The following is a 21707-nucleotide window of genomic DNA, read 5'->3' as shown; positions in this document are numbered from 1 at the left end:
GGCCAAGAACCGGTGCCGCCTGCTGCCCTGGGTCAGTCGTCGATCTGGATACGGCCGATCACGGCGCCGGCCTCGAAGTAGTCACCGGCCTGCTGGCTGATGCGTACGCGGCCAGCACACGGGGCAAGCACCGAGCTTTCCATCTTCATCGCTTCGACCACTGCCACCACCTGACCACTGGATACCGTCGCGCCGTCTTCCACGACCCAGGTGTGCAGGTTGCCCGCCACCGGCGTGAGCAACGCCTGCGGATCGACGTCTGCAGCGACCGTTGCGTGCGGTGGGGCAGCGGCTGGCGCATCCAGGCTCATGCCACGCAACAGTGCGGTTGGCAGGCCAAGCGCGTGGCGCTTGCCATCGATCTCGACGAAGGTGCGCAGAATGTCCGTGTCGGCCACGGGTGCGGCTCGCGGCGCAAGGGTGATGGCCTCGGCGAAGTCGGTTTCGATCCAGCGCGTGTGCACGGCGAAGCCGTCGCTGCCGGTGAAGTCCGGGTGATCCATCACGGCGCGGTGGAACGGCAGCACCGAGGCGATCCCCTCGATGCGGAACTCGGCCAGGGCACGCCGGGCGCGGGCAATGGCCTGTTCGCGGGTGGCGCCGGTGACGATCAGTTTGGCCATCATCGAATCGAAGTGGCTGGGCACGCTCGAACCGCTGGTCACCCCGCTGTCCAGGCGCACGCCCGGGCCAAACGGCGGCAGGAACTCGTCGATCTGCCCCGGAGTAGGCAAGAAGCCCTTGCCCGGATCTTCGGCATTGATGCGAAATTCGAAACTGTGACCGCGCGGCGCTGGGGTTTCAGCGAACGACAGCGGCAAGCCGTCGGCGATGCGCAGTTGCTCGATCACCAGGTCCACGCCGGTGGTCTCTTCGGTGACCGGGTGTTCGACCTGCAGGCGCGTGTTGACCTCCAGGAATGACAGGGTGCCGTCCTGGCTGAGCAGGAATTCGACCGTGCCGGCGCCGACATAACCGGCCTTGGCGCAGATGTCGCGGGCCGATTGGTGAATACGCTCGCGCTGCTGTTCGGTGATGAACGGCGCGGGGGCTTCTTCCACCAGCTTCTGGTTGCGGCGCTGCAGGGAGCAGTCGCGCGTACCCACCACCACGACCTGGCCATGCTTGTCGGCCAGTATCTGCGCTTCGATGTGCCGGGGCCGGTCGAGAAACTGTTCCACGTAGCATTCGCCACGGCCGAACGCCGCTTCTGCCTCGCGTACCGCCGAGGCGAACAGCTCAGCCACTTCGTCCAGGCGCCAGGCGACTTTCATGCCGCGCCCACCACCCCCGAACGCGGCCTTGATGGCGATCGGCAGGCCGTGCTGTTCGGCGAAGGCCAGCACCTCGTCGGCACTTGCTACCGGGCCCGGTGTACCGGCAACCAGAGGTGCGCCTACGGCCTGGGCGATCTTGCGCGCCTCGACCTTGTCGCCAAGCACGTCGATGGTCTCGGGATTGGGGCCGACCCAGATCAGCCCCGCGTCGATGACCGCGCGGGCGAAATCAGCCCGTTCCGAGAGAAAGCCGTAGCCAGGATGCACGGCGTCGGCGCCACTGCGCCGGGCCACGTCCAGGAGTTTCTCGATGTTCAGGTAGGTCTCGGCGGGCCGCTGGCCATCGAGCCCGTAGGCTTCATCGGCGTGGCGCACGTGCAGCGCGTCGATGTCGGCATCGGCGTACACCGCCACGCATTGCACGCCATGGTCGCGGCAGGCACGGGCGATGCGCACGGCGATCTCGCCGCGGTTGGCAATCAGGAGTTTTTTCATGGAAGTTTTTCCACATCGGCAGAGGAAGAAGAGGCTGGCGCGGTGGGCTGGATCTCTTCGAAGGCGGCCACCGGGTTGAAGCGGATCCGTGCATTGACCGGTATCTGCCCTGCCAGGTCGAGGTGGTAGCTGGCGACCACGGCGATGACCGGGTAGCCGCCGGTCAGCGGGTGATCGGCCAGGAACAATACCGGCTGGCCGCTGGCTGGCACCTGGATCGCGCCCACGGCGGTGCCTTCGCTGGGCAGCTCCTGCGGGTTGCTGCGCGTAAGCGGCGTATCACCGGCCAGGCGGATGCCGACGCGGTTGGATTGCGCAGTGACCTGCCAGAGCTGGCTGCTCAAGCGCTCGATGGCGTCAGTGGTGAACCAGTCGATGCGCGGCCCCATCAGCACATCCAGGGTGACGATGTCGGCCGTTTTGGGCAGGGCGAACGCCGGGGCTTCGCTCAGCGACACGCTGGTGCCGCCCGTTGGCGACGTGAACCCCAACAGGTCTCCCGCAGCCAGGGCGGGCGGGCCGACCTGGGCCAGGGTGTCGGTCGACAGGCTGCCGAGCACCGGCGCCACGTCGAAGCCGCCGCGGATCGCCAGGTAGCTGCGCAGCCCGGCGCTGGGCGTGCCCAGGATGACCGTGTCACCCGGTACCAGTTCGATGGGTCGATAGTTGTCCACAGGCCATTGCAGGCCACTGGCGCTGGTCAGGGTGACCGGGGTTTGCGCGCCGGTGATGGTGATCACGGCGTGGCCATGACAGGTGAAGCGTAAGCCGCCGAGCACGGTTTCCACGCAGGCCGTGTCAGAGGGGTTGCCGACCGCGCGGTTCGCCGCGCGCAATGCGCCCAGGTCGAGCGCACCGGAGCGGGACACGCCCTGGCCGGTCTGGCCAATGCGGCCGGTGTCCTGCAGCACGCTGTGCAGGCCGGGGCTGAGAATTTGCAGGTACGCGCCGCTCGGTGGCAGGGCCGCAGCGGGCTGGCTGGGCACGGGCAAGCCACCTACAGGCAGCGGCCCGGCATCGGTGAAGCGCACCTTGTAGCCGGGGCGCAGCAGGGCCGGCTCGGCGCGCTCCAGGTCCCACATCTGCAATGGCGTGACGCCGATGATCTGCCAGCCACCGGGGCTGGCCTTGGGATAGATGCCGCTGAACTCGCCGGCCAGCGCCACGGCGCCCGCCGGTATGCGCGTGCGCGGCGTCTGCCGGCGCGGTACCTGGAACCCGGCGCCGCCGGTCAGGTAGCCGAAGCCCGGCGCGAAGCCGCAGAACGCCACGCTGTAATCCTCGGCGGTATGGCGGCGGATCACTTCGGCGCGGCTGATCTGCAGCAGCGCGGCGACCTCGTCGAGGTCTTCGCCGTTGTAGTGCACGGGAATTTCCACCCGGCGCTGCTCGGCGGCCTGGCGTTGGCCCAGGTCCTGACGGGCGACGTGGTCGACCAGCGCCTGGCGGGTAATGGCGCTGGGGCGGAACTGGATCAGCAGCGTCCGCGCGGCCGGGATGATCTCTTCCACCCCCGCCAGCGGCTCGGCGCTCAAGGCGTCGAACAGGGCCAGGGTCTGCTCCAGGTCGTTCAGCTCGACCAGCAGGGTGTCCAGGTTGACCGGTAGAAAACGCACGGCAATCTCCTAGACGTGGTACGTGCTGTCAGGCACGTCGGTGATGAACATATGGCCCGGCGAATGAGTTATGGCGAAAGGCACGCCCGACGCCATGACCGCCGCCTGGGGCGTGACGCCACAGGCCCAGAACACCGGCACTTCGCCCGGTTCGATGCGCACGGCTTCGCCGAAGTCGGGATGGGCCAGGTCGACGATGCCCAGCAGCGCTGGATCGCCCACGTGCACCGGCGCGCCATGCACCGAAGGGTAGCGCGCGGTGATGGTGCAGGCCTCGGCCACTCGGTCCGCGCGAATCGGGCGCATGGACACCACCATGTCACCGCGCAGTCGCCCGGCTGGGCGGCAGGCCCGGTTGCTCAGGTACATCGGCACATTGCTGCCATCGGCGATGTGCCGGACTTCGATACCGGCTTCCTGCAGCGCGGTTTCAAAGGTGAAGCTGCAACCAATGAGAAAGGTCACCATGTCGTCGTGCTCGGCCCAGGCGTGACGGGCGTCGCTGACTTCTTCGGCCAATTGGCCGTTGCGCCAGACCCGATACAGCGGCAGGTCGGTGCGCAGGTCGGCGCCTTCTGCCAGCACGGTGTGCGGGCTGCCGGCATCGCTGACGTCGAGGATGGGGCAGGCTTTCGGATTGCGCTGCGCGTACAGCAGGAAGTCATAGGCCCAGTCGCGGGGCAGGGCGATCAGGTTGGCCTGGGTCATGCCCGGCGCGATCCCGGCAGACGGTGCAACCAGACCACCACGGTAGCTCGCGCGCGCTGCGCGGGCTGCGTCGACAGCGCGCTGGGCGGCGAGCTTCAGGGCGCTCACGGTCGGTCTCCGGCAAACGCCTGCAGGTGCATGTTCGCCTGCTCCAGCACGCGGCGCAGCTCGCGGGCCATGGCCACGGCGGCCGGGCTGTCGCCGTGCACGCAGATCGAGTCGGCCTGGATGCGCGTGATGCTGCCGTCGATCGCTTCCAGCGTACCGTCCTCGACCAGGCGCAGCATGCGCTGGGCGATGAGTTGCGGATCGTGCAGGACCGCGCCCGGCTCGCGGCGTGAAACCAAGGTGCCCTCGGGGGTGTAGGCGCGGTCGGCGAAGGCCTCGGCAATGCATGTCAGGCCTTCCTCACGTGCCAGCTCGATCAGGCTCGAGCCGGCCAGAGCGACCAGTACCAGGCTGGGATCGACTGCGCGGATTGCAGCGATCACGGCCAATGCCTGACGGCGATCATGGGCGATGGTGTTGTACAAAGCGCCATGGGGCTTCACGTAGCTGACGCAGGTGCCCGCGGCCTGGGCCAGGCCCTGCAGGGCGCCGATCTGGTAGATCACGTCGGCGGTCAGCTCGTCGCTGGCCACATCCATGTTGCGGCGGCCGAAGCCGACCTTGTCCGGGTAGGACACATGGGCGCCAATGCTGACCTGCCGGGCCGCGGCAGCCCTGAGAGTGCGCAGGATGCCGGCCGGATCGCCGGCGTGGAAGCCGCAGGCAACGTTGGCACTGGTGACGATGTCGAGCATGGCATCGTCGTCGCCCATGCTCCAGGCACCGAAGCTTTCGCCCAGGTCGCTGTTGATATCTATGCTTGGCATTGAAGAGATTCCTTGTAATTGTTCTGGCTCATACGACCTTGAGGAAGGCAAAGATCGGCCCGACCGATTTGATCGCCATGTACCAGGTCAGCAGGCACGTCACTGCGCCCAGCACCAGCAGCCAGCGAGGGTAATGGTAGCCGCCCATCAGGTCGGACCGGCGCCAGCCCACGTAGATGAAGATGCTCAACCCTATGGGCAGGATCAGGCCATTGAAGCCACCTGCGAAGAGCAGCAGCGCGGCAGGCGCCGTTCCCATCAGGACATAGATCAGCAGCGACACGGCAATGAACACGGTGGTGGCACGGTTGCGTGCCTTTTCGCTGATGGTGGGCGAAAAAACAGTGATGAACGAGATGGAGGTATAGGCCGCACCGATCACACTGGTGATGGCGGCGGCCCAGAGGATCAGGCCGAAGATGCGCAGGCCGAACTCCCCTGCGGTGGCCTGGAAGGCCTGCGCCGCTGGATTTGCGCCCTGACCCGAAATGTCGATGACCACGCCACTGGCTACCACGCCAAGAATGGCGAGGAACAGGATGTAGCGCATGAGGCCAGTGACCAGGATGCCGCTCAAAGCCGCCTTGTTCACCGCCTGTAGATTCTCGATCCCGGTGGTGCCGCGGTCCAGCAGGCGATGCGCGCCGGCGTAGGTGATGTAGCCACCGACCGTACCACCGACGATGGTGGTGATGATGGCGAAATCCACGGTTTCCGGCAGGATGGTTTGGTACAACGCCTGACCCAGCGGTGGGTTGGAAGCGAAGGCGACGAACAGGGTCATGCCAATCATCACCAGGCCCAGCACCACAATCATTCGGTCCACAGCCATGCCCGCACGGCGAGACAGGAAAATTCCGATGGCCATCAGGGCACTCAAGGCGCCCCCCCATTTCGGATCCAGCCCCATCAGCGCATTCAGGCCCAGGCCTGCACCGGCGATGTTGCCGACGTTGAACACTACGCCGCCGAAGATGACCAGTATGGCCAGCAAGTAGCCGCTGCCTGGAATCGCCTTGTTGGCTATGTCGGCCGCCCGCATGCGCGTCAGCGTGACGATGCGCCAGATGTTCAGCTGGACCACGAAGTCGATGAGGATCGACGCCAGGATGCCGAACGCGAACGCGGCGCCCATCTTGGCCGTGAAGGTGGCGGTCTGGGTGATGAAGCCCGGGCCGATGGCCGAAGTCGCCATCATGAAGATCGCGGCGATCAGGGAAGAGCGACGCGCCTTGGTAAAATCCTTGGCGGTCTGTGTCGCGGCTGTCTGTGTCACGGCATCGTTCCTGCGATGGGAGATGACAGGGGTAGAGCAATGAGTATGCCAAAGCCTGATAATCTGGCCGAGAGTGTTGATCTGTATACCTTGTATTGTTCAACAATGCCTTTCGTGTTGATCCACAATGTGCACCATTTTGTAACGCTTGCGGTTATCGCCGTTACTTAATGATGCATGGCAGTGGCATTCGCCTTGCCTGTGATCGGGCGGTGGGTGAACATCGAAGCGACTTTTTCGCGCCTGGACCGTACATGAATGACATTACGCTTCCCCTGCCTCGTTCGCTGGGCGAATCCATCACCCAGGAGATTCGCCGGATGCTGGTGGAAGGTGAGCTGGTCCCCGGACAGCGGCTGTCCGAGGCCGCCCTGGCGGAAACCCTGCAGATCTCGCGCAACACCCTGCGCGAGGCCTTCAGGGGTCTGACCCGCGAAGGCCTGCTCAAGCACGAGCCGAATCGCGGCGTGACCGTGGCGGTGCCGGACATGGCATCGATCATCGACATCTACCGGGTGCGCCGCTTCATCGAGTGCCAGGCCCTTGCCCAGGGCTATCCACTGCACCCTGGCACCGTGCACATGCGCGAAGCGGTTGCCATGGGCAAGCAGGCTGGCGAGGCCAGGGACTGGAAAGCAGTGGGCACCGCCAACATGATGTTCCACAAGGCGGTCGTCGAATTGGCCGACAGCCCGCGCCTGGAGTCGTTCTATGCACAGATTTCGGCGGAGTTGCGGCTGGCCTTCGGCCTGCTCGACGATCCGCGGTTCCTGCACATGCCCTACCTGGACATGAATGGCTCCATTCTGCAGTGCCTGGAAGAAGGACGTGCGCAGGAGGCCACGCAGTTGCTCGAGGCCTATCTGGTGCGTTCGGAGCGCACTGTGCTGGCGGCCTACGAGCGCAGTACCCGGCGATAGCGCACCTGGCCGAGCGCAACCCCTTGTGTCGAAAGGCCTGCTCGATCTGCCTGTATGCGCCGTTGGTCTTGCCGTGAAAACTCCCCTGACACCTCGCGTTCGAAAGGAGCGGGAAGGTGTTTGCCACGTCGAATCAGGCCGGGGCGAGCGGGTATCGACAAGGAATCAGCAATGAGCGGGATCCTCCAACTTGAAAGTGCGCGACTGATCTTGCGTCAGTGGCGAGACAGCGATTTGCCGGCGTTCGCTGACATGTGCGCCGATCCGCGGGTCATGCGTTATTTTCCCGAAACCCTGGGACGGCTGCAGAGCGCCGCCGTGATCGGCCGCGTGCGTGGCCATTTTGCCGAATTGGGCTACGGCCTGTGGGCGCTCGAGCGCAAGGACAGTGGGCAGTTCATCGGCTTCGCCGGACTGGGCCAGGTGGGTTTCGATGCGCCCTTTGCCCCGGCTACCGAGATTGGCTGGCGCCTGGCCTATGAGCATTGGGGCCTGGGTTTCGCCAGCGAGGCGGCCTGGACCTGTCTGAATTGCGCTTTCGGCCGCTTGGGCCTGGACGAAGTGGTGGCGTTCACGGCGGTGGCCAATGTGTCGTCGGAGAAAGTGATGCAATCGATCGGCATGCTGCGCGACCCAGAGGGCGACTTCGACCACCCGAACCTGCCCGGGCATGAATTGCAGCGGCACATGCTGTACCGCATCACCCAGGATCAATGGCAGCACACTCGCTAGCGCTCCCACAGGTGTCCGCAATCCCCTGTGGGAGCGGTCCGTGGCCGCGAAGGGCGCGCTGCGGTGTGTCAGATGTACCGCAGCGTCTTTTTCGCGGCCGATGACCGCTCCTACAGCTGTCCGCAATCCCCTGTGGGAGCGGCCCGTGGCCGCGAAGGGCGCGCTGCGGTGTGTCAGATGTACCGCAGCGTCTTTTTCGCGGCCGATGACCGCTCCCACAGGTGTTCGCGGCACAGCTGTCCGCTATCATTGCGCCCATTTGGTTCTGCGTACGCCGAGGAGTTTTGAATGAGCCATGTGTTGGACGATCTGGTCGAGCTGCTGAGCCTGGAACCCATAGAAGAAAACCTGTTCCGCGGCCGCAGTCAGGACCTGGGCTTTCGCCAGCTGTTCGGTGGCCAGGTGCTGGGCCAGTCGTTGTCGGCTGCCAGCCAGACGGTCGAGCCCGATCGCCACGTGCATTCGCTGCATGGCTACTTCCTGCGCCCCGGCGATGCCCAGCTGCCCGTGGTGTACATGGTCGACCGAGTGCGTGACGGTGGCAGTTTCAGTACGCGCCGGGTGACCGCCGTGCAGAAGGGCCAACCGATCTTTACCGGTACCACCTCGTTCCAGTACGACGAAGAAGGCTTTGCCCATCAAAGTGTGATGCCCGAGGTGGTCGGCCCGGAAAACCTGCCCACCGAGCTCGAGCTGATGCAGCAGGTGGCCCATTTGATCCCTGCGCACATGCGCGACAAGCTGTTGTGCGGCAAACCCATCGAGATGCGCCCGGTGGCCGAGCGCGACCCGTACAACCCCACGCCGACCGATCCGATCAAATACATCTGGTTTCGCGCCGACGGCGCACTCGCCCAGACCCCCGCCTTGCACAAGTACGTCATGGCCTATGCCTCGGACTTCAACCTGCTGACCACCTCGTTGCTGCCCCACGGCAAGTCGGTGTGGCACAGCGACATGCAGATCGCCAGCCTCGATCACTCGCTGTGGTTCCACGGCAACCTGGTCGCCGACGACTGGCTGTTGTATGCACTGGACAGCCCCTGGGCGGGCAACGCGCGCGGCTTCGCCCGCGGCAGCGTGTACAACCGCGCCGGTCAGTTGGTGGCCTCGTCGGCCCAGGAAGGTCTGATCCGCCATCGGCAGGACTGGTCATGAGCCTGGCGCGGGTTCGCCATTGGGTGTTCGACCTGGACGGCACGCTGACCGTGGCCGTGCACGACTTTGCCGCCATTCGCCGTCATCTTGAGATTCCGCCGGAGGCCGACATCCTCGGTCACCTGGCCGCCTTGCCAGCCGACGAGTCGAAAGCCAAGCATGCCTGGTTGCTGGAACACGAGCGTGCTCTGGCAGTGGGCTCGACGGCGGCGCCCGGGGCTGTGCAACTGGTGCGCGAACTGGCCGATCGGGGCCACCGCCTGGGGATTCTCACGCGCAACGCGCGCGAACTGGCGCACATCAGCCTGCAGGCGATCGGCATCGCCGACTGCTTTCAAACCGACGATGTGCTGGGCCGCGACGAAGCTGCGCACAAGCCGGACCCGGCCGGGCTATTGCACTTGGCCAGCGCCTGGCGCGTGCGCCAGCCGGACATGGTCATGGTAGGGGATCATCGGATGGACCTGCAGGCCGGCCGGGCGGCTGGCACCGCCACGGTGCTGGTCAACCAGCCGGAGAACCTCTGGCCGGAGCTGGCGGACTGGCATGCGCTGGACTGCAAACACCTGCGCGAACTGATCTGAATCCGCCACCACCTGCTGGGCAGGTGGTGGTGGGCAAACCATTCAGAGACTCTTGGCCGCGAACGTATCGCACTGGGCGATCTGGCCCTGGGCGAAGCCGGCCTTGAACCAGCGTACGCGTTGTGCCGAAGTGCCGTGGGTGAACGAATCTGGCACTACACGTCCTTGGCCCTGCTGTTGCAGACGGTCGTCGCCGATGGCATTGGCCGCATTCAAGGCTTCTTCGATGTCACCCGGCTCTAGCCAGTTCAAGCGCTTCTGCCCATTGAACGCCCAGACCCCGGCGAAGCAATCGGCCTGCAGTTCCTGACGCACCAGCAAGCCATTGGCACCTTCCATGCGCTGGCCACCCTGACGAGCTTTCTGCACCTGATCCGACACGCCCAGCAAGGTCTGTACGTGATGACCCACCTCGTGAGCGATCACGTAAGCCTGGGCGAAATCGCCGGCGGCGCCGAAACGCTGGGACATTTCGCGGAAGAACGCCATGTCCAGATACACCTGCTGGTCGGCCGGGCAATAGAACGGTCCGCTGGCCGCCGTCGCGTAGCCACAGGCCGACTGCACCTGGCCGCTGAACAGGATGAGCTTGGGTTCCTTGTAGGTCTGGCCGCCTTGCTGGAAGATCTGCTTCCAGGTGTCTTCGGTATCGCCCAGCACCGTACTGACGAACTCGGCCTGCTCATCGTTGGCCGGTGGCGCCTTGCGCTGGCTGGTGTCGACCGGCGCGGCCTGCTGGCCCTGGCCCGTCAGTTCACCGAGGATCTGCATGGGGTCCTGCCCGGTCAGCAGGCCGAAGCCGACGATCAGCACCACGGCGGTCAGGCTCAGGCCCTTGCCGCCCATGCGCATCCCGCCGCCGCCACTGCCGCCACCATCACCGCGGGCATCCACGACGTTATCGCTGCGTCGGCCTTTCTTCCATAACATGGCAAATCCTCACTCGATTCATGCATAACCATTCGGGTATGCCTGTGACCGTGTTTTTCAATATTCGTTGTCGGCCATTTCCTTGAGACTAGTACGAAGCCTGAAAACAGGTCCTCTATAAATCGAATAACAGGAGAACGGCATGTCTTCCCAAGACAGCAGTCGCTTCATCATCCGTGATCGCAACTGGCACCCCAAGGCGCTGACGCTGGACTACAAGACCTCGACCATGCGCTCGCCGCGCCAGGCCTTGGTGAGCATTCCGCAGTCGGCCAGTGAAAGCACCGGCCCCAATTTCGCCCACCTCAAGTTCGGCGAGTTCGACAACGATCTGCTGCTCAACTACAACCATGGTGGCTTGCCGATCGGTGAGCGGATCATTCTGGCCGGGCGCGTCTGCGACCAATTCGGCAAACCGATTGCCAATACCCTGGTGGAAATGTGGCAAGCCAACGCCGGTGGCCGCTATCGGCACAAGAACGACCGCTACCTGGCGCCCCTGGACCCCAACTTCGGCGGTGTCGGCCGCACGCTGACCGACAGCGAGGGCTACTACAGTTTTCGTACCATCAAGCCGGGCCCGTACCCATGGCGCAACGGCCCGAACGACTGGCGCCCGGCCCACGTGCATTTCTCGGTGAGCGGTCCGTCGATCGCCACCAAGTTGATCACCCAGCTGTATTTCGAAGGCGACCCGTTGATTCCGATGTGCCCCATCGTCAAGTCGATCAACGACCCCGAGGCGGTGCAGAGCCTGATCGCCAGGCTGGACATGGCCAACGCCAATCCCATGGATTGCCTGGCCTACCGTTTCGACATCGTGTTGCGCGGTCAGCGCAAGACTCACTTCGAAAACCGTTGAGGGGAATCGACATGCCTATCGAACTGCTCAAAGAAACCCCGTCACAAACGGCTGGCCCCTACGTTCACATCGGCCTGGCCCTGGCGGCTGCCGGCATCGAGCCGCGCGAGCATGAAATCTGGAACCAGATGGCCAAGCCCGAGGCGCAGGGCGAGCACATCCTGCTGTTGGGCAATGTCTACGACGGCAATGGCCATCTGGTGCGCGACTCGTTCCTGGAACTGTGGCAGGCCGATGATCAGGGCCACTACCATATCGATTTCGACCAGGACCAACCCTTCAACAGCTTTGGCCGTACCGCCACGACGTTCGATGCTGGAGAATGGACGGTGCAGACGATCAAACCGGGTGTGGTCTGCAACGCCGCCGGAGTACCGATGGCGCCACACATCAACATCAGTCTGTTCGCCCGCGGGGTGAACATTCACCTGCACACGCGGCTGTATTTCAGCGACGAGGCGGAAGCCAACGGCAAGGACCCGGTGCTGAATCTGATCGAACAACCCGCGCGGCGCGAAACCCTGATTGCAACGCGCTGCGAGGTGTACGGCAAGCTGGCCTACCGCTTCGACATGCGTATCCAAGGGGAAGGGGAGACGGTGTTTTTCGATTTCTGATCAGATATTGCGGTGCCTTCATTCGCGGGCAGAGCCCGCTCCCACAGGTCTCCCATGTGACCTCTGTGCAATCTGTGGGAGCGGGCTCTGCCCGCGAATGGGAGCACCGCGATTCAAAGCCCTACCTCAATCCCACTTCGGCGCAAAATCCGGGCTGACCAACCGCTGATCCTTGGGCAGCGCCGCAATGATCCGACGATCTTCATCGTCCAACTGCACCTTCAGCGCATCCAGGTTGCTCTGCTGGTTGGCTTTGCTCGCCGCCTTCGGAATTGCCGCCACGTTCTCCTGATCCAGCAGCCACTTGAGTGCCACCTGGGTCGGCAGCACACCGTGCTTGCTGGCGATCTGCTGCAGCTCGGGAATCTGCGACACCTTGTTGCGCACCAACGGGCTGTAGGCGGTCAGCGCCATGTCATGTTTGCGGGCGTAGTCGAGCAGGGCGTTCTGGCCCAGGGTCACATGGTATTCAACCTGGATCGCTGCCAACGGGGCGTTCAACTCCTCCACGACATGGCGCAGCAGCGGCAGGGGAAAGTTCGCCACGCCGATGTTCAGCGCGCGGCCGTCCTGCTTGAACGACACCAGGGTGTCGATGGCTGCTTTCACATCCCAGCCCTCCTGACCGGGCCAGTGGATCAGGAACAGGTCGATGTAGTCGCTTTGCAGCGCGTTCAGGGTGTTCTGGAACGATTCGCGCATGGCGTCGGGCGCCAGCTTGTCCCACCAGACCTTGCTGGTGACATGAATGTCGCCGCGCGGCACGCCGGATTCGGTCAGGCCACGACCCACGGCGGCCTCGTTGTTGTATCCGGCGGCGGTATCAATGTGCCGATAGCCCAGTTGCAGTGCCTGAATCACGGCCGAGGTGCACTCGTCGCCGAGCATGGGCCAGGTGCCCAGGCCCAGTTTCGGCATCTTCAGCTGTTGCGCGTTGGTGATGAGTTGCATGTCGATCTCCTTCTCTGCTGGCGTTTATTCGTCCCGCGTCGCCCCGGCAATATGCCGAGCGGCGACGTAGCCGAAGGTGGCGGCAGGGCCAAGGTTGATGCCCCCGGCCGGGTAATGGCCGCCCATGATGCTGGCCATGTCGCTGCCGGCGGCGTAGAGCCCGGCAATGGGCAGGCCCTGACGATCGAGCACCTGTGCGTGCTCATTGGTCTTGAGCCCGGCGAAGGTGCCGAAGCTGCCCGCTTCAACCTTGACCGCATAGAACGGCCCCTGTTCGATCGGTGCCACGCATGGATTGGGTCGGTGCAGCGCGTCGCCCTGCTTGCGGTTGTAGGCGCTGCCGCCGCGGCCGAATGCCGGGTCCTGCCCCTGGCGCGCGTGCCGGTTGAAGTCGTCCACCGTACGGCGCAGCCCGGCCGGGTCGATGCCGCAGGCGCTGGCCAGTGCCTCCACGGTACTGCCCACCTTGAGGTATCCGCTGTCCAGGTGTGGCTTGAGCGGCAGGGGAAAAGGCCGCGAGATGCCCAATCCGTAGCGACGCTGGAAGCGATGACTGCAGATCAGCCAGGAAGCGACCTCAGTACCGGGGGCGTGTTCGACCATGGCCTGGACGTAGTCGTAGTAGCCGTCAGCCTCATTGACGAAGCGCTTGCCGTTGGCCAGCACGCCGATGATGCCGGGCTTGGCCCGTTCGATGATGTGCGGGAAGTGGCCGACGCTGCCGTCGGCGTAGGGCACTCGCGAGACCGGGCACCAGGCTGCGGCCGAAGCCAGTTCGGTGGCCACTTCGCCGCCGGCCGCCTCGCCCAGGCGCAGCCCGTCGCCGTCGACGCCCAGCGGTGGCAGGGCCAGGTGCTCACGGCCAGTGGGCGTGCGCGGGAACAGGCTGCGACGCCGCTCGATATCGTTGGCGAAACCGCCAGTGGCCAGCATCACGGCCTTGCGCGCGCTGATCGTGACCTCACCCTTGGCCGTCTCGACCACGGCACCGCAGACCCGCGAACCCTGCATCGACAAGCGCCGGACCGGTGCCGACTCCCACAGCACCACGCCCAGATCATCGGCCGACTTCACCAGCCGCGCCACCAGCGCCACGCCGTTGCGCAGTTGCATGGCGCGTCCGTGCCAGGCGAGGTCGAACAGATGTCGGCCCACTCGCTGGCTGACGTGCAGTAGCGAACGCCATGATCTGGTCAGCGTGAGAAAGGCGCTCAGGTCGGCCCCCGCCATGATCGGCATGCCCAGAAAGGAGGTTTCGCGCATCGTTCTGCGCAAGCGCTTGAGCAGCGTCTTGTCGAGCTGGCGTGCGTCGTAGGGGGCCGCGATGACCGAACGGCCACCGGTGCCGGCGCCTGGGGTATCGCCATGGATATCGGCGATGGCATTGCCGTCGGCAAATTGCAGATGGGTGTGTTTCTCGAAGAACGCGACCATCTGCGGGGCGGCCTCGAGGAAGGCATCGACCCGCGCCGGATCGAAGTGCGCGCCCAGTTCGTGTTGCAGGTAGGTGCGAGGCAGGGCCGGATCTTCATCGATGCCGGCGCGCCGGGCCAACGGGTTGCGCGGCACCCACATCCAGCCACCGGACCAGGCGGTTGCGCCGCCAAAGGTGCTGTCCTTTTCGACCACGATCACGCTCAGCCCGTGGTAGGCGGCGGTGACCGCCGTGGCCAGGCCTGCGGCCCCCGAGCCGATCACCAGTACATCGCACTCCACAGGGGGCGTTACGCAATCGGGCGCAGGCATGGGGCGAATCTCCAAAGCAGCAGGTGGGTCGAACTGGATTTTATAGAACCTGGTTCCATATTCTATGGATTGCTGGTCGAATCGCCAAGTGTAGAATCGGCAGAATTTTTCTACCCGTTCCAACTTCCCGAGAGCCCTATCATGGCCGGCAGTCAGATCGAACGGGCGCTCAGCCTGCTTGAGCGCCTCACCAACGAACCCCGCGGCCAAGCCCTGCAGGCCCTTGCCGAGCAATTGGGCATGCCCAAGAGCGCGGCCCATCGCATGCTGTCCGAATTGAGCCGGTTGGGGTATGTGCGGCAGAACACCGAAACCTTGCGCTATCACCTGTCGACCAAGCTGGTTGCGTTGGGCTTCCAGTACCTGTCGGGCAGTGGCGCCGATATCGTCCAGCCGATTCTCGATCGCCTGGCTCAGGACACAGGCGAACTGGTGCGTCTTGGGGTGATCGAGGGTGAGCGGCAAACCTGGATCGCCAAATCCCAGGGCGCTCGCTCCGGCCTGCGCTACGACCCGGAAATGGGGCGCGACGCGCCCTTGTTCTACACCGCCTCCGGCCACGCCTGGCTGGCCACGCTGAGCGATGCCAAGGCGCTGGCCCTGGTGGAGCAGCAAGGTATTGCCAGCCGTGACGACTTCGGGCCGAACGCCCCGCGTTCCAATGCCGATCTGCTCGAGCGTCTGCGCCTGGCCCGCGAGGCCGGCTATGCCTGGGTGGTCGAGAGCTCTGCGCTGGGCACTTCGGCCCTGGCTGCAGTCATCCGGCATCCACGGGACGCTCACGTGGTGGGTGTGCTGAGCGTCGCCGGGCCCAGTGCGCGATTGTCCGAAGCGCGCCTGCACGAATTGGCGAATGGGCTGTTGGCTGCGGCACAGGAGCTGTCTCAGGTCAGCCTGGCGTCGGAGCTGTTCAGCTGAGCACTGGAATTAGCGGTGTCGTCAGGGTCCATCAATGGGTCGCCAATCCGTGATGGGTGACTTGCAATATTCCGGAACTCGGTTCTAAATAATTGGAGAGAATAAAAAACAAAGGATTTCATCGTGACCGTCCCTCTGCGAATTGCCCTGATCGGTGCCGGCACCATGGGCCGACAGCATTACCAGCACCTGCGAGAGGTGGATGCAGCCCAACTCTGCGCCATCGCCGACCCCGGTCCTCAGGCAGCCTCGTTTGCCGCTGAATGTGCGGTGCCGCATTTCACCGATCATCGGCAGATGCTGGCGCAGGTAGCGCCCGCAGCCGTCATCGTGGCCAATCCGAATGCTCAGCATGTGCGCACGGCACTCGATTGCCTGGCAGCCGGTGTGCCCGTGCTGCTGGAAAAACCGGTGGGAGTCGATCTGGACGAAGTGGCCGCGCTGGTGGCTGCCAGCGCCGCCAGCGGCGTACCGGTCCTGGTCGGTCATCACCGGCGGCACAACCCGATGATCAGCCGGGCCCGGCAAGTCGTGCAAAGCGGTGTGCTCGGCCGCCTGACCACGGTGACGGCGTTGTGGCAGCTGCAGAAACCCGACAGTTATTTCGACATTGCCTGGCGCCGCGAACCAGGGGCCGGAATGCTGCTGACCAACCTGATTCATGACCTCGATCTGCTGCGCTACCTGTGCGGCGAAGTCCGCCAGGTGCAGGCCTTCGGCAGCAATGGCATTCGCGGCTTCGGCAACCACGACAGTCTGGCGGTGTTGCTGCAGTTCGAAAACGGCGCGCTGGGCACCTTGACCGGTTCCGACGGTGTGGCTGCGCCCTGGAGCTGGGAGCTCGGCTCGGGCGAGAACCCGGTCTATCCACGCCAGGCCGATCAGCCGTGCTACCTGCTGGCGGGCACTGCCGGTGCGCTGAGCGTGCCGCAACTCAAGCGCTGGCATTACGCCGAACCGGGCGCAGGTTGGCATGAGCCGTTGCTGCAGGTGCAGGAAACCTTTGACTCTGCAGAGGCGCTGCGCGTGCAGCTGGAGCATTTCGTCGAGGTCGCGCGTGGGCGCGCCGAGCCACTGGTGAGCGCAGCGGATGCCGCGCGCACCCTGGCGTTGGTCGACGCCATCGGCGAAGCGATACGCAGCGGATGCGCCTGTGCGCCACGCGCCTTGGGCTAGCCCGGTGGGTTGGCTGACATCCTCGTGCCCTGGCCCCCGTCGTCCCTTTCACGCCCCAAGGAACCGTCCATGACCCACCGTATCCTGTCCCTGGCCGCATTGACCGTGCTCGAGCTGTCGCCCCCCGAGATGGTCGAAGTCGCTGCCCGCGCCGGCTACAGCCATGTCGGCCTGCGTACCGAGCCGGCTACCGCCGAGGAGCACCACTATCCGCTGCTGCGCGACAAGGCATTGCAACGCCAGACCGCCGCGCGGTTGCGTGACACCGGCATCAAGGTGCTGGACATCGAGATCCTGCGGCTCAAGCCGTTTACCCGCGTGGCGGAGTTCGAAGCTCACCTGGCCTTGGGCGCCGAGTTCGGCGCGAGCGAATTGCTGGTGGCGGGTAATGATCCAGACGTGCAAAGAGCCAGCGACAACCTGGCCCAGCTGTGCGACCTGGCGCGGCCCTATGGCATTCATCCGCACCTGGAATTCATGCCCTGGACCGACTGCCCGGACCTGGCCAGTGCGATGGTCATGCTCGACAAGGCCGGTCGCGACAATGCCTGCATCCTGGTCGATGCCTTTCATTTCGACCGTTCCAACTCGCGGCTCGAAGACCTGCGCACCCTGCCGGCGCACCGCTTGCGTTATGCCCAGCTGTGCGACGTGGCCGGACCGCGTCCCGATGACATGGCCGAGATACTGCGCCAGGCGCGCCAGGAACGACGTTTTCCCGGAGACGGTGATTGCGACCTGGTCGGCTTGCTGCGGGCACTGCCTGGGGATATCCCGCTGAGCCTGGAGATACCCACGGCGCGCCTGCTGGAACAGGGTGTGAGCGCTTATGAAAGAGCGCGGATGGCCCTCGAGAAAACCCAGGCGTTATTGGCCAGAATCTAGGGTGGGGTCACCGGCCCCTTCGCGGGCAGAGGGCTCGCCGCCCGCCCCGCTCCCACATGGATATGCGGCGAGCCTCTGTGGGAGCGGGCTCTGCCCGCGAATAGCCCCACCGCGAACCCCTGCCTGTCTCAAACCCCCTGCGGCACCTTGCGCGGTGCCATCAGGTACAACCACACCAGGGCAGTGAAATACATCGCCGGAATGATCGTGAACAGCACCGTGTAGTTGTTGTTGGTCACCGTCAGGATGTACCCCACTACTTGGGTCATGAACATCCCGCCCACCGCCGCGCACATGCCGCCGAAGCCGAACACCGTGCTCATCATGTGCTTGGGCGTGTAGTCCATCACCACGCTCCAGATATTGGCCGTCCACGCCTGGTGCGCGGCAATGGCCAGCGAAATCGCCGCCACGGCTACCCACAGGTTGGCCGCGCCAGCGGCGAATACCACGCTGATGATCGCTACGGCAAACACCAGCATCGACAACAGCCGCGCCTTGACCGGCTGCATGCCGCGGCCAATCAGGAACGACGACAGCACGCCGCCGCCCACGCTGCCGACGTCGGCACTCAGGTAGATGATGATCAGCGGAATGCCCATCTGGGTGACGTTGATGCCCAACTGGTATTGCTGATTGAGGAACGGCGGCAGCCAGTACAGGTAGAACCAGAACACCGGGGCCGTCATCATGAACGCCCCGGCGAAGGCCCAGGTGCCGCGCATGGTCATGATCTTCCAGAACGGCACGCCCGCTTGTTCGGGCGCTTCCTGATCCTGGATGTATTCCAGTTCGCTGGCCTTGACCCGGGGGTGCTGGTCCGGGTCGAAGTACTTCAGGCCCCAGAATACCGCCCAGGCCAGGCCCAATAGGGCGATGGTGAGAAACGCCGCCTGCCAGCCCCAGACGCTGAGGATCAGTGGCAGCATCATCGGCGTCAGCAGGGCACCCACGTTGGTCCCGGCATTGAAGATGCCAGTGGCCACCGCGCGTTCCCTGGCCGGGAACCACAGCCGGGTGGTCTTCACGCAGGCCGGGTAGTTGGCCGCCTCGGTGAGCCCGAGAATGAACCGGCAGACCATGAAGCCCACCGCCGAAGTGGCCAGGCCATGCGCGCCGGTGGCCAGGCTCCAGAGCAGCACCGCGCAGAAGAACACGCGCTTGACGCCGATCCTGTCGATCAACCGGCCCTGCAGCAGGAAGCCGATGGCGTAGCCCACCTGAAACCAGAAATTGATGTTGGCGTAGTCCATCGCCGTCCAGTTCATCTCCTTGGCCAGAATCGGCTGCATAACGCCCAGCGCGGCGCGGTCGATGTAGTTCAAGGTGGTCGCGAAGAACACCAGGGCGAGCATGCCCCAGCGAGTCTTGCCGACCGCGGCGCCGGCTTTGACCATGTCCCGGAAACCGACTTTGGCATCAGGCGCTTGTTGGGCGCGGGGCAGGGCGGAGCTGTGGGGTTGTGTCATGATTGGGGCCTTCCGTACAGGCGCGGTGGGCAGGAGCCACCGCCGAACTTCGACTGAGCGCGGCGCAGTCCGATACAGCGGCGTGCACGGTATCAAAGACGTCGCCGTCAGGGGTGCGCTCGGTGGGGTCAGACAGGTGCGTCTTGGTAGTCTTCGACGCAACCGAAGACGGGTACGGACACGGCGCAGGAGCAGATAGGGGTGTGCATGAGCGATTACCTGGGTTCTTGAAATTCTTATGGGGTGTTGACCGGCGTTGCTGACGGTCCGCGCTCGGTCGATTGGCAAAATGTGCATCGACCAGCTTCACTGTCGGAACGATGGTGGGCACACGGCCCCGGCGAATCAATCGACCCATGCGGTAATTGGTCGATAATCGCACGCAAAACTAACTGGTTGGTACGTGCTCGGGTAGAGTAGCAAGCTGATACAACCACTTCTTTCATCACGGTTTTGCCTGCTTGCAAGGGCACGGCAGAACTGCAGAAAAAGGCTCGTTTCGAGGCCTCCCCGTAAGCCCTCGAGCAGCCATTGGAGCGTGCCATGCAGCGTTCGATCGCCACTGTGTCCCTGAGCGGTACCCTGCCGGAAAAACTCGAAGCCATCGCCGCCGCCGGTTTCGATGGCGTGGAAATCTTCGAAAACGACCTGCTGTACTACGACGGCAGCCCCCGGGAAGTTCGGCAGATGTGCGCCGACCTGGGCATCGCCATCACCCTGTTCCAGCCGTTCCGTGACTTCGAAGGCGGCAACCGTTCGCGCATGGCGCGCAACTTCGACCGCGCCGAGCACAAGTTCGATTTGATGCAGGAACTGGGTACCGACCTGGTGCTGGTATGCAGCAATACCGCTGCCGACTCCCTGGGCGAACAGCAGATTCTCGTCGACGACCTGCGCCAATTGGCCGAGCGCGCCGACAAGCGTGGCCTGCGCATTGGCTACGAAGCCCTGGCCTGGGGCCGCCACGTCAACACCTACCAGCAGGTCTGGGACATCGTTCGCCAGGCCGACCACAAGGCCCTGGGCGTGCTGCTCGACAGCTTTCACACCCTGTCGCTCAAGGGCGATCCGCGTGCGATTGCCGATATTCCCGGTGACAAGATCTTCTTCGTACAGATGGCCGATGCGCCCATTCTGGCCATGGACGTGCTGGAGTGGAGCCGACATTTCCGCTGCTTCCCCGGGCAGGGCGAGTTCGACCTGCCGGGCTTTCTCGCGCCGATCATCAAGACCGGCTACACCGGGCCGTTGTCTCTGGAAATCTTCAACGACGGTTTCCGTGCCGCACCGCCTCGGGCCAACGCGGCCGACGGCTTGCGCTCGCTGCTGTACCTCGAGGAAAAAACCCGCAAGCTGCTGGAGCAGGAGGCCACGGCGGTGCCCAATCTGGACATTCTCTTCGCCCCCCCGGCTGCGGATGAATACCAGGGCATCGAGTTTCTCGAGTTCGCCGTGGACGAAAGCCTGGGCGCCAAGCTCAGCCATTGGCTGCAGCAACTGGGTTTTGCCAAGGCCGGCCAGCATCGCTCCAAGAACGTCAGCCTGCTGCGTCAGGGCGATATCAATCTGATTCTCAACGCCGAACCCTATTCTTTTGCCCACAACTTCTTCGAATCCCACGGCCCGTCACTGTGTGCCACGGCGTTGCGGGTCAAGGACAGCGCCAAGGCGCTGGAGCGCGCCGTGGCCTACAAGGCCCAGCCTTTCCGCGGTCTGGTCGGCCCCAACGAGCGCCAGCTGGCCGCCGTGCGGGCCCTGGATGGCAGCCTGATCTACCTGGTGGACGACGCCAGCGACGGGCCGACCATCTACGAGTCCGATTTCAGCCTCAGTGCGCCCGCGGCGACACCCGGCATGCTCAAGTCCATCGACCACATGGCCATGGCCATACCGCCGGACACTCTCGACAGCTGGGTGCTGTTCTACAAGACCGTGCTGGACTTCAAGGCCGACGACGAGGTGGTGCTGCCTGACCCCTATGGCCTGGTGAAAAGCCGTGCGGTGCGCAGCCAGTGCAGCTCGATCCGCCTGCCGCTGAACATCTCGGAGAACCGCAACACGGCGATCTCCCATGCACTGTCGACTTATCGCGGCTCGGGCGTGCATCACATCGCCTTCGACTGCGACGACATTTTCGCGGCCGTGAGCAAAGCCAAGGAGGCAGGGGTGGCACTGCTGGACATCCCGCTCAACTATTACGACGACCTGGGCGCGCGGTTCGATTTCGACGACGAATTCCTCAGCGAGCTGGCGTACTACAACGTGCTGTACGACCGTGACGCCAACGGTGGCGAGCTGTTCCACGTGTACACGGAGCCGTTCGAAGAGCGTTTCTTCTTCGAGGTGCTGCAGCGTCGTGGTGGCTATGCCGGCTATGGCGCGGCCAACGTCGCCGTGCGGCTGTCGGCCATGGCCAAGGCGCGCGCCGGTGGCATCCGTCACGCCAAGCTGTGAAGGCGTGCCCGCAGCGCAGGTGTGCTGCGGGCTTTCCATGGGCGCGCGGCGCGCCGCA

The 21707-nt window shown here is 64.6% G+C and carries 19 protein-coding genes; 10 read left to right on the top strand and 9 right to left on the bottom strand.

Features of this window, described 5'->3' with window-relative positions; genetic code table 11:
- Nucleotides 1-32: 32 nt before the first annotated feature.
- From IFT98_RS11310 to IFT98_RS11290, 5 genes are read right to left on the bottom strand one after another with little or no spacing between them, the layout of a single operon-like run.
- The gene (locus tag IFT98_RS11310) at nucleotides 33-1772 is read right to left on the bottom strand and encodes an acetyl/propionyl/methylcrotonyl-CoA carboxylase subunit alpha (protein ID WP_192048684.1); all 1740 of its coding nucleotides are present in this window, start codon (nucleotides 1770-1772) and stop codon (nucleotides 33-35) included.
- Nucleotides 1769-3388 (bottom strand): 5-oxoprolinase/urea amidolyase family protein, encoded by a 1620-nt coding sequence (locus IFT98_RS11305; RefSeq protein WP_192048682.1) that lies wholly within the window; start codon nucleotides 3386-3388, stop codon nucleotides 1769-1771. Before IFT98_RS11305 ends, IFT98_RS11310 begins: the two co-directional genes overlap by 4 nt.
- Before the next feature lie 9 nt (nucleotides 3389-3397).
- Nucleotides 3398-4195 (bottom strand): putative hydro-lyase, encoded by a 798-nt coding sequence (locus IFT98_RS11300; protein ID WP_197976652.1) that lies wholly within the window; start codon nucleotides 4193-4195, stop codon nucleotides 3398-3400.
- Nucleotides 4196-4200: 5 nt separating this feature from the next.
- Nucleotides 4201-4971: a LamB/YcsF family protein gene (locus IFT98_RS11295; protein ID WP_192048678.1), complete on the bottom strand. Its 771-nt coding sequence runs from the start codon at nucleotides 4969-4971 to the stop codon at nucleotides 4201-4203.
- A 28-nt stretch (nucleotides 4972-4999) separates the two neighbouring features.
- Nucleotides 5000-6247, bottom strand: a complete 1248-nt coding sequence (locus IFT98_RS11290; protein WP_192048676.1) for a divalent metal cation transporter — start codon at nucleotides 6245-6247, stop codon at nucleotides 5000-5002.
- Nucleotides 6248-6501: 254 nt separating this feature from the next.
- Between IFT98_RS11290 and IFT98_RS11285 the strand changes: the two genes are divergently transcribed.
- The 4 genes from IFT98_RS11285 to IFT98_RS11270 all read left to right on the top strand — a co-directional run bounded on the left by IFT98_RS11285 (nucleotide 6502) and on the right by IFT98_RS11270 (nucleotide 9641).
- A complete protein-coding gene (locus IFT98_RS11285) occupies nucleotides 6502-7167 on the top strand; it encodes a GntR family transcriptional regulator (RefSeq protein WP_192048675.1) in 666 nt (221 codons plus the stop codon).
- Between the two features lie 171 nt (nucleotides 7168-7338).
- Nucleotides 7339-7899 carry a GNAT family N-acetyltransferase gene (locus IFT98_RS11280; RefSeq protein WP_122795419.1) on the top strand — a complete coding sequence of 187 codons (561 nt, stop codon included), beginning with the start codon at nucleotides 7339-7341 and terminating at the stop codon, nucleotides 7897-7899.
- A gap of 288 nt (nucleotides 7900-8187) precedes the next feature.
- Nucleotides 8188-9057, top strand: coding sequence for an acyl-CoA thioesterase II (tesB, locus tag IFT98_RS11275; protein WP_192048673.1), 870 nt, complete (start codon nucleotides 8188-8190; stop codon nucleotides 9055-9057).
- Nucleotides 9054-9641, top strand: a complete 588-nt coding sequence (locus IFT98_RS11270; RefSeq protein ID WP_192048671.1) for an HAD family hydrolase — start codon at nucleotides 9054-9056, stop codon at nucleotides 9639-9641. The genes tesB and IFT98_RS11270 overlap by 4 nt, the downstream gene beginning before the upstream one ends.
- A gap of 42 nt (nucleotides 9642-9683) precedes the next feature.
- Here the strand turns inward: IFT98_RS11270 and ypfJ are convergent, their stop codons facing one another.
- Nucleotides 9684-10571, bottom strand: coding sequence for a KPN_02809 family neutral zinc metallopeptidase (gene ypfJ, locus IFT98_RS11265; protein WP_122715072.1), 888 nt, complete (start codon nucleotides 10569-10571; stop codon nucleotides 9684-9686).
- Between the two features lie 142 nt (nucleotides 10572-10713).
- On the opposite strand from ypfJ, the gene pcaH reads away from it, so the two are divergent.
- Nucleotides 10714-11433, top strand: coding sequence for a protocatechuate 3,4-dioxygenase subunit beta (gene pcaH / locus IFT98_RS11260; RefSeq protein ID WP_192048669.1), 720 nt, complete (start codon nucleotides 10714-10716; stop codon nucleotides 11431-11433).
- A gap of 11 nt (nucleotides 11434-11444) precedes the next feature.
- The gene (gene pcaG / locus IFT98_RS11255) at nucleotides 11445-12050 is read left to right on the top strand and encodes a protocatechuate 3,4-dioxygenase subunit alpha (protein WP_192048667.1); all 606 of its coding nucleotides are present in this window, start codon (nucleotides 11445-11447) and stop codon (nucleotides 12048-12050) included.
- Nucleotides 12051-12176: 126 nt separating this feature from the next.
- Here the strand turns inward: pcaG and IFT98_RS11250 are convergent, their stop codons facing one another.
- Both IFT98_RS11250 and IFT98_RS11245 read right to left on the bottom strand, forming a co-directional pair.
- Nucleotides 12177-13001, bottom strand: a complete 825-nt coding sequence (locus tag IFT98_RS11250) for an aldo/keto reductase (RefSeq protein WP_192048665.1) — start codon at nucleotides 12999-13001, stop codon at nucleotides 12177-12179.
- Between the two features lie 24 nt (nucleotides 13002-13025).
- Nucleotides 13026-14747 (bottom strand): FAD-dependent oxidoreductase, encoded by a 1722-nt coding sequence (locus IFT98_RS11245; protein WP_192048663.1) that lies wholly within the window; start codon nucleotides 14745-14747, stop codon nucleotides 13026-13028.
- Between the two features lie 141 nt (nucleotides 14748-14888).
- Between IFT98_RS11245 and IFT98_RS11240 the strand changes: the two genes are divergently transcribed.
- The 3 genes from IFT98_RS11240 to IFT98_RS11230 all read left to right on the top strand — a co-directional run bounded on the left by IFT98_RS11240 (nucleotide 14889) and on the right by IFT98_RS11230 (nucleotide 17726).
- On the top strand, nucleotides 14889-15665 hold the full coding sequence (locus tag IFT98_RS11240) for an IclR family transcriptional regulator (protein WP_192048661.1): 777 nt from the start codon (nucleotides 14889-14891) through the stop codon (nucleotides 15663-15665).
- Between the two features lie 123 nt (nucleotides 15666-15788).
- A complete protein-coding gene (locus tag IFT98_RS11235; protein ID WP_192048659.1) occupies nucleotides 15789-16841 on the top strand; it encodes a Gfo/Idh/MocA family oxidoreductase in 1053 nt (350 codons plus the stop codon).
- A 69-nt stretch (nucleotides 16842-16910) separates the two neighbouring features.
- On the top strand, nucleotides 16911-17726 hold the full coding sequence (locus tag IFT98_RS11230) for a sugar phosphate isomerase/epimerase family protein (RefSeq protein ID WP_192048658.1): 816 nt from the start codon (nucleotides 16911-16913) through the stop codon (nucleotides 17724-17726).
- A gap of 128 nt (nucleotides 17727-17854) precedes the next feature.
- Here IFT98_RS11230 and IFT98_RS11225 read toward each other — a convergent pair whose 3' ends face one another.
- Entirely contained in the window at nucleotides 17855-19195 is a 1341-nt protein-coding gene (locus IFT98_RS11225; protein ID WP_192048656.1) for an MFS transporter, read from the bottom strand.
- Between the two features lie 543 nt (nucleotides 19196-19738).
- Here IFT98_RS11225 and quiC point away from each other — a divergent pair.
- The gene (quiC, locus tag IFT98_RS11220; RefSeq protein WP_192048654.1) at nucleotides 19739-21649 is read left to right on the top strand and encodes a 3-dehydroshikimate dehydratase QuiC; all 1911 of its coding nucleotides are present in this window, start codon (nucleotides 19739-19741) and stop codon (nucleotides 21647-21649) included.
- Nucleotides 21650-21707 lie beyond the last annotated feature (58 nt).

Source organism: Pseudomonas sp. CFBP 8770, assembly GCF_014841705.1.
In the GTDB taxonomy this organism is placed as follows: domain Bacteria; phylum Pseudomonadota; class Gammaproteobacteria; order Pseudomonadales; family Pseudomonadaceae; genus Aquipseudomonas.
The sequence above is the reverse complement of the archived record's forward strand: the minus strand, read 5'-3'. Positions and strand labels throughout refer to the sequence as shown.